Annotated in this window: 7 protein-coding genes; 2 read left to right on the top strand and 5 right to left on the bottom strand. The window is 60.1% G+C overall.

Annotated elements, in window-relative coordinates:
* The 4 genes from QM600_RS28720 to QM600_RS28705 all read right to left on the bottom strand — a co-directional run.
* On the bottom strand, nucleotides 1–1,368 hold a 1,368-nt coding region (locus QM600_RS28720), incomplete at its 3' end, for a Clp protease N-terminal domain-containing protein (protein ID WP_283265140.1).
* A 307-nt stretch (nucleotides 1,369–1,675) separates the two neighbouring features.
* Complete coding sequence (locus QM600_RS28715; RefSeq protein WP_283265139.1) at nucleotides 1,676–2,563, bottom strand: esterase/lipase family protein; 888 nt, start codon at nucleotides 2,561–2,563, stop codon at nucleotides 1,676–1,678.
* A 6-nt stretch (nucleotides 2,564–2,569) separates the two neighbouring features.
* Entirely contained in the window at nucleotides 2,570–3,511 is a 942-nt protein-coding gene (locus tag QM600_RS28710) for an esterase/lipase family protein (RefSeq protein ID WP_283265138.1), read from the bottom strand.
* Between the two features lie 117 nt (nucleotides 3,512–3,628).
* Entirely contained in the window at nucleotides 3,629–3,967 is a 339-nt protein-coding gene (locus QM600_RS28705; protein WP_283265137.1) for a histone-like nucleoid-structuring protein Lsr2, read from the bottom strand.
* Between the two features lie 406 nt (nucleotides 3,968–4,373).
* Here QM600_RS28705 and QM600_RS28700 point away from each other — a divergent pair, with 406 nt between their 5' ends.
* A complete protein-coding gene (locus tag QM600_RS28700) occupies nucleotides 4,374–4,595 on the top strand; it encodes a hypothetical protein (RefSeq protein ID WP_283265136.1) in 222 nt (73 codons plus the stop codon).
* On the top strand, nucleotides 4,592–5,023 hold the full coding sequence (locus tag QM600_RS28695; RefSeq protein ID WP_283265135.1) for a hypothetical protein: 432 nt from the start codon (nucleotides 4,592–4,594) through the stop codon (nucleotides 5,021–5,023). Before QM600_RS28700 ends, QM600_RS28695 begins: the two co-directional genes overlap by 4 nt.
* Here QM600_RS28695 and QM600_RS28690 read toward each other — a convergent pair.
* On the bottom strand, nucleotides 5,020–5,771 hold a 752-nt coding region (locus QM600_RS28690; RefSeq protein WP_283265134.1), incomplete at its 5' end, for an amino acid--tRNA ligase-related protein. The genes QM600_RS28695 and QM600_RS28690 overlap by 4 nt on opposite strands.

The raw sequence follows: 5,771 nt of genomic DNA, 5'->3' as shown, positions 1-5,771 counted from the left end.
GACAAGGGTCTTCTCCTTGTCGCGCAGGTTCGCAGCCTTCTCGAAGTCCTGTGCGTCGATCGCAGATTCCTTCTCGCGGCGCGCGTCGGCGATGCGATCGTCGAATTCGCGCAGGTCCGGCGGTGCAGTCATCCGACGGATGCGCATTCGCGCGCCCGCCTCGTCGATGAGGTCGATCGCCTTGTCCGGCAAGAAGCGGTCGTTGATGTAGCGGTCTGCCAACGTCGCCGCTGCCACGAGTGCACCGTCCGTAATGGACACGCGGTGGTGAGCCTCGTATCGATCGCGCAGACCCTTGAGGATCTCGATGGTGTGCTCAACGGTGGGCTCGCCGACCTGCACGGGCTGGAAACGACGCTCGAGAGCAGCATCCTTCTCGATGTACTTGCGGTACTCGTCGAGAGTGGTGGCACCGATGGTCTGCAGCTCACCGCGGGCCAGCTTGGGCTTGAGGATGGAGGCCGCGTCGATAGCGCCCTCGGCCGCGCCCGCACCTACGAGAGTGTGCAGCTCATCGATGAACAGGATGATGTCGCCGCGAGTATTGATCTCCTTGAGAACCTTCTTGAGGCGCTCTTCGAAGTCACCGCGGTAACGGCTGCCGGCCACGAGCGACCCGAGGTCGAGCGTGTACAGCTGCTTGTCCTTGAGGGTCTCGGGGACCTCGCCGTTGACGATTGCCTGAGCCAGGCCCTCGACCACAGCGGTCTTACCGACACCGGGTTCACCGATGAGAACCGGGTTGTTCTTGGTACGACGCGAGAGAACCTGCATGACGCGCTCGATTTCCTTCGAGCGGCCGATGACCGGATCCAGCTTGCCTTCGAGGGCAGCTTGCGTCAGATTGCGACCGAACTGGTCGAGCACCAGCGAGGTGGACGGCGTGCCGGCCTCTCCGCGAGTGCCACCGGTTTCGGTGGGCTCCTTGCCCTGGTAGCCCGACAGCAGCTGAATGACCTGCTGGCGGACCCGGTTGAGATCGGCACCGAGCTTGACCAGAACCTGAGCTGCGACGCCCTCACCCTCGCGGATGAGACCGAGCAGGATGTGCTCCGTGCCGATGTAGTTGTGTCCGAGCTGCAGCGCCTCGCGCAGACTCAGCTCCAGGACCTTCTTGGCACGCGGAGTAAAGGGGATGTGACCGGACGGAGCCTGCTGGCCCTGGCCGATAATCTCCTCGACCTGGCTGCGGACTCCCTCGAGGGAGATACCCAACGACTCCAACGACTTGGCGGCAACACCTTCGCCCTCGTGAATGAGGCCGAGGAGGATGTGCTCCGTACCGATGTAGTTGTGGTTGAGCATCCTGGCTTCTTCTTGAGCCAGGACAACAACGCGCCGCGCGCGATCGGTGAACCTCTCGAACATCGCTCTCCCTCACACTCTCCGGCGGGCAGGTTCGAGACCGGATGTCTCGTCCCTGGTCGCCGCGTTTCGCTCCGGCACTACAGACTGATCGCCTCGCCGGTCAGCGGACATGACGTCCACGAATCGACTTAGGTTGCACGACCCCACTTATTACTCTAGTGGGCGCGAAGTCCACCTGCTGCTCCTCCACCCGATTGGCAGGGGACACCGGCTTGCTTACATTCCATAACGTCGCAGCTCCGGCAATCGTTTCCCGGTTCCTGTACGCCTGAAGCGAACAGCTGCACAAGGCGAGTTCAGGGCCGGATCAGCCGGTGATCGGGAGCACTCGATCACAAGGGATCTGCCGTGGAGTCGACGGATCGAGTGCCGCGAGCGTGAACGCTGCCGTCCGCTGTGACGCCACCAGCGCGATGTGATCGGACAAGTCTTGCTCGCAACCATCTTGTACGACGATGTTCGACGCGTTGGACGCTTCGAGTATTCCGCTGCTGTACGGAACAACGGCTTGGTCGTATCGCGTCACGATGTTCGTGTACTCGACCTCTTCCGCATAGACGCCGGCGTCATACAACGCGGCGATGGGGATGGCATTGCCGAAATCCTGTCCGCCGATGCCTTTTGGTGGGCCGGCTTCGGACCCGTTCCACAACGGCGCGATCGACACGATCTTCGAGACCTTCGCGTCCCCGCCGAGGAACTTCGCGTAGTAGCCACTGAGTGTGGTCCCCTGGGAATGCCCGATGAGATCGACGCGTGACGCACCCGTCGATTCCAGTACGTCGTCCACGAAGGCGGACAACTGCTTCGCACTGTCCGGAAGGGGGGCGAGACCACCGGCTGCGGAGAGCGGCCAGGGAAGGTCCGGGTTGTTCCCGAAAGTGAGCGCAAAAACGCAATATCCTTCATTCGCGAGAATCGGGGCAAGGACCGCCCAATTGGTCTGCCGGTTCGCTGCGGTTCCATGTACCAGGACCACCGGATCGGGATGCGCCGACGACGGGGTGCACGAGAAGTCGTTAGTTCCCGGCGCCGATCCCCCGGGATCGAGTGCTTCGAGGACGATACCGCTCGCGAAGCCGAACGGAACCGGGAGCGGTTCGCTCGCCGCCGCCACGGGTGCGGCGATCACTCCTGCGACAACTGTCCCGAGTGTTACACAAACAACTGACCTAATACCCACCGCAAACTCCATTCTCGCTCAACCCACGATGGGCCACACCGGATCACACGGTACCTGTCGCGGGTTCGCAGAATCTAGCGCATTGAGAGCAAACATTGCGGACCTCCGCGATGCCGCGATTGCCAGGTGATCCGAGATGTCCTGCTCGCACCCCTCTTGCACAACAATGTTGGTGGCATTCGGCCCCGGTTCCAGCCCGTTCGTGTACGGCAGCACCAGTTCGTCATACCGAGTGACGATGTTGGTGTAGCGAATGCCGGGCATGTAGACGCCACCCGCACGGAGATTGTCGATGAACTCCGATCCCGCTGCCATATTCAGACAGGCCTTGCAGATCGGAAATCCGGCCTGGGCCGCGTCCGATATTCCGAGATCACGCATGCTTCGACCGATGCTTGCCTGCTCGTTCCCGAGAGTTCCCTTCCACAGCGGCGCCACCGAGATGACGTTGTCCACTTTGTCTGCGCCACCGAGGAACTTCGCGTAATAACCATTGATGACCGTGCCCTGGGAATGACCGATCAGATCTACTTTTTCGGCACCTGCGGCCGCCAGAACTTGATCGACAAAACTCGACAATTGCGCTGCGCTGGAAGAAATTTCCTGCATTCCGCCGATCGCCGACAACGGCCACGGCTGCTCGGGAAAATTGCCGTAGGTCAACGCGAAAACGCAGTAACCTTCATTGGCAAGCAATGGCGCATAGGTAGCCCAGTTCGTCTGTCTATTTCCGCCCGTACCATGCACCAGCACAACGGGATTGGGATGTTCAGCACTAGGCTTACATGACCAGTCATTGGAACCAGGGGCCGAACCACCCGGATTGCCCAGTTCCTGCGGAACCCCCGCCAAGAATCCATTAGGAACTGGCAGAGGTGCTTGCGCCGACGCCGTCGGCACCATCCCGATGAGCATTGCTGCGGCGAGAACCGCTCCCCCGATAAAACCGATTCTGCGCATGATCGACTCCTCTGATGACAGATGCGAACGGTCGCGACGCTAACAAACCGACACCTGCCCGCACGACGTTTCGAGGAACTGTGTCCCAAATCTGTCCGGGCGACGCTTTTTATCTACTCAGATTGCGTTCTCGTAAGCCTTACGCACTTCGATCGCGATGCGACCGCGCGGGGCCATCACATAGCCGGCCGCCTTTGCCCACTCACGAATGTTCGCGCTCTCATCCCGTTCGGAAATCGGACGGTATGTCGACGTCGCACCGTTGACCCCCTTACGCGCATCAGACTTGCGCGCGTGAGAAATCCACGAGCTCAACGCATTTCGCAGTTCCGCAGCATGCGCCGACGTCAGATCGATTTCGTATCCGACCCCGTCGATCGAGAATTCGACAGTCTCGTCAGCCGGCGAGCCCTTGTCGAGATCGTCAACCAATGTGACGACAACTCTCTTCGCCATGAACCCGCTCCCACTAGTCGTAAAAAAGTGCTTTACAAGCTGCGACGTTAGCACTTGGACGAACGTCCTGTCTGCTTTATACAGGATCCCGTGCTGGCTCAATTGCCCGCGCTTCACTGAGCAACAGAGTTCGGGTGCCGCTCATCGAAGCGGGTATCGATAGCTCGCCGAGTCCGCCCGGTCGAGCATGTTGAAACCATCACGTCGGAGGGAGTAGCAATTCAACCATCGGTGCCTCGAGAACTTTGCAAGGATATTGTTCGAACCAACAAAGCCGACGCAATCTTCGCCGACAGAAACGGCACTCCCGCCAGTATTACTTACAGCGAACCCACTCACTTCACCATCTCCGAACGCCCCGCCGTCCCGTGAGATCGTTGAGGACATCCGCACCCTAGTCGACGCCTTGCGCGAATATCTTGACCTCGTCACGTCGCCGTCCGGCGTACTCAGTGAAGTGTCCGAAAAGGTACTGGCCCCCGTTGTCGCAAAGTTGGACACTGCAAAGAAAAGGACGGAACTGGCGCTGGCGGTGACTCGCACTGCCGATGCCGAAGGCCCGATGAATGTTCCGAAAACCGGCTACTCGCCAGGTTCCGGAAGAGATCCCTGGGCTGATGCCGTATGAGCAGCGATGTCCCGCCCGAATTGCGCAGCATCTACAACAAAATCATGAACGCTGCAGAGCAAGTAGATACGGCCGCAATAAGATTGGATCGGGTTTCCAACGGAGATTGGAATCCGAGAACCGATGTGACTGACGAACTGATGGATACGCTTGCAGCCAGAGAAGGCGCATCACCGGAGCTTCGGCAGTACGCAGAGCGAGTGGCCAATGGCGAATGTCGTTGGGAAAAAATCGAATCGCGAGTGAAGGTTCTGCCGATCGAAGTTATCGAGTTGAAGCAGTCACCACGCGTCATCTGGTATCCGGCACCGCCGAAGCCTGTCGTTGACGAGTACTACGAACGCGTACCGAATTCCGCGCGAGCGACCAAACTGAAAAGGGTTCGGCCGCAACATATGCGGCCGAACCCTCATCGAGTAAAGATCTAGCGAGCTGACGGCCGCACGATCGGGAACAGAATCGTCTCACGAATACCGAGGCCAGTGAGGGCCATCAGCAGACGGTCGATACCCATGCCGGTTCCCGTGGTGGGCGGCATGCCCTGCTCCATGGCTGCGAGGAATTCCTCGTCCAGGACCATGGCTTCGTCGTCGCCGGCCGACGCGAGTCGCGCCTGATCGACAAAACGCTCACGCTGGATGACCGGGTCAACCAGCTCGGAGTAGCCGGTGGCCAACTCGAAACCGCGAATGTAGAGGTCCCACTTCTCGGTGACACCCTTCTTGCTGCGGTGATCACGCGTCAACGGTGATGTTTCCACGGGGAAGTCGCGCACGAACGTCGGCATGTACAGCTGATCGCCGCACTGGTGCTCCCACAGTTCTTCAACGAGCTTTCCGTGGCCGTAGCCCTTGTCCTTGGGAACCTCGAGGCCGACCTTCTCCGCCAAGGCAAGAAGTTCGTCGACGGTCGTATCCGGGGTGACCTCGGTACCGATGGCCGCCGACAACGACGGGTACATCTCGAGAACCTGCCACTCGCCACTGACGTCGTATTCGGAACCGTCGGCAAGTGTGAGGACCTGGGTACCGAATGCCGCCTGCGCGACTTCCTGAACGAGTTCGCGGATCATCTTCGCGGAATCGTCGTAGGTCCCGTAAGCCTCGTACGTCTCGAGCATTGCGAACTCGGGCGAGTGAGTGGAGTCGACGCCCTCGTTGCGGAAGTTGCGGTTGA

The organism is Rhodococcus sp. IEGM 1379 (genome assembly GCF_030056815.1).
In the GTDB taxonomy this organism is placed as follows: Bacteria; Actinomycetota; Actinomycetes; order Mycobacteriales; family Mycobacteriaceae; genus Rhodococcus_F.
Note: the sequence above shows the minus strand (reverse complement) of the source record. Positions and strands in the feature narration are given on the sequence as shown.